This is a genomic window from Coprococcus sp. HCN-4056 (assembly GCF_037892645.1).
Classification (GTDB): domain Bacteria; phylum Bacillota; class Clostridia; order Lachnospirales; family Lachnospiraceae; genus Coprococcus; species Coprococcus ammoniilyticus.
Genome location: NZ_JBBKBL010000011.1, coordinates 1 through 1,435, shown reverse-complemented (window position 1 = coordinate 1,435; position 1,435 = coordinate 1). Strand labels below are relative to the sequence as shown.

The following is a 1,435-nucleotide window of genomic DNA, read 5'->3' as shown; positions in this document are numbered from 1 at the left end:
AGCATTCCCCTTAAAAGATATTTTGGTTATTATATCCCTAAATATCTTTTATTATACCCAACGACTTGATACCATGCAATAGTTTATAAGATATTTTGGTTAATAAATACCTAAATATCTTACAGACATTTTAGCATTTTCATATCATATAAACATAAAAAGGCAGGCAGTCTGTTATATTACCACCTGCTTGTTACCTGCTCTAATATTATTTTTTTATATCATTAGTCCGACAAACAGGAATCTATGAATGAACGTTCTCTCGTTTTTTCTGAATCCAAATGCTAATTATCGTTGAGATTGCTGTCATTACAGCCAGTAATACATAATACAACGGATCTTGATTGATATCTACCACTCCCATCAATGTGTTTGTCCATCCATGTAGGATCATGCAGAACATGACAGCTCTGGTGAAAAGCGCCGTATTGCTACGACGCTTTTGTCTTGCTCGGAAGATGGAGCAAGGGAACGCTATTCAATTATCTGTTGTACTTTTTCTTTCTGCTTACTGCCGTTGTTCCAATTGCTACACAGCCGCTGACAAACAGCAAGGCAAGCCACAAAGCAAGATTGCTTGTGTCACCGGTCTGCGGAGATTTGGAATCGCCCTTCAGCTTCGCCGTTACAGTGTCGGCTTTTTTGATTTCCTTTGTACCGCCCTTGTCGCTGAAATACTTGCCACAGCCTTCGCAGTACCAGTACTCGATATTGCCCTCGGTGGTCTTGGTCGCCGCCTTTGCCGGGAAGTGCTTTAAGTTAGTGTGGTTCTTCGGATCAAGCTCACCGTATTCCGCACCGCAGATCTCGCACTTTGCCTTGTCCTTGCAGGTCGCTTTCCCACCAGTATGCTCAATCAGCTTCTTGCCACAATAATCACACTTGTGATCTTTGTTATCGTCTGCACACTCGCTGATTATATAATCGCAGATATCACATTTGTGGTCTTTGTTTGCATCGATGCAATTCTCCGTTTGCGTGCCTGCAGAGCATCCGTCAACGGTGCAGGTGCGGGTATGGGTGCCGTCTTCGTTGGACGTCCAATCGCCCCAGTTATGGTTCAGCGCATTGCCGGAGAAGAAGGTCGCCTCATCCGCCGTGCCTTCGGAGCTCAGACCGCAGACTGCGCAGGACTTGTAATAGATCGCCTTTCCCGTGCAGGTGGCGGCGGATTTCAGGTACTTTGCATCCACGGTCTCCGCCGTTAAGTCGTGGGGCAGCTTTTCGCCATACTCAGACTTGCATACCTCGCAGACGGCTTTTGCGGTGCAGGTCGCCGTGCCGCCGGTGCAGTTATTAGTCTCGGTGTGCGAGGCATCGCGCTTACAGATTCGGGTGTGGGTCTCTTCATCGCTGTTCTGCGTCCAAGCGCCCCAGTCGTGGTCCAGCGCATTGCCGGAGAAGAAGGTCGCCTCATCCGCCGTGCCCTCGGAGT

1 pseudogene is annotated in these 1,435 nt (G+C 47.7%); it reads right to left on the bottom strand.

The features are described 5' to 3' along the window. Nucleotides 1-482: 482 nt before the first annotated feature. A pseudogene (locus WKT03_RS12590) lies at nucleotides 483-1,435 on the bottom strand (hypothetical protein); the annotation flags it as partial.